The organism is Cellulomonas biazotea (assembly GCF_004306155.1).
GTDB classification, from domain to species: domain Bacteria; phylum Actinomycetota; class Actinomycetes; order Actinomycetales; family Cellulomonadaceae; genus Cellulomonas; species Cellulomonas biazotea.
Map to the genome: position 1 here is coordinate 1 of NZ_BIMR01000520.1, position 416 is coordinate 416.

The window sequence follows — 416 nt, forward strand, 5'->3', positions numbered from 1 at the left end:
TCTCGTCGACGCGCAGCGAGCCGTCGGGCTCGCGGGGCAGGCCGGTGCCGACCCACGCGGTCGCGGGCCGCGCACCGACGGCCGCGAGCACGGCGTCGGCGACGAGCACCGTGCCGTCGGCCAGCCGGACGCGGTCGGGCCGCACCTCGACGACCTGGGCGCCCGTGAGCAGCCGGACCCCGGCCCGCGCGTACCAGCCGGTCGTCAGCGCGCCGACGCGCGCGCCGAGCGCGGTCGACAGCGGGGACGTGGCCGCCTCGACGACCGTGACGTCGCCGCCTGCGGCCGCGACGACCCCGGCGACCTCGGCGCCGATCCACCCGGCCCCGACGACGACGAGACGGCGCCCCGCCCCGACGACGGCGCGCAGCGTGTCGGCGTCGGCCGCGGTGTGCAGCGTGAGCGCCGCCTCCCAG

General features: G+C 80.8%; 1 protein-coding gene. It reads right to left on the reverse strand.

Annotated features, from left to right (window positions below; all coding sequences use genetic code 11):
- Positions 1 to 416 (reverse strand): FAD-dependent oxidoreductase (locus tag CBZ_RS20575; protein WP_165446885.1); only part of this gene is annotated, 416 nt, incomplete at both ends.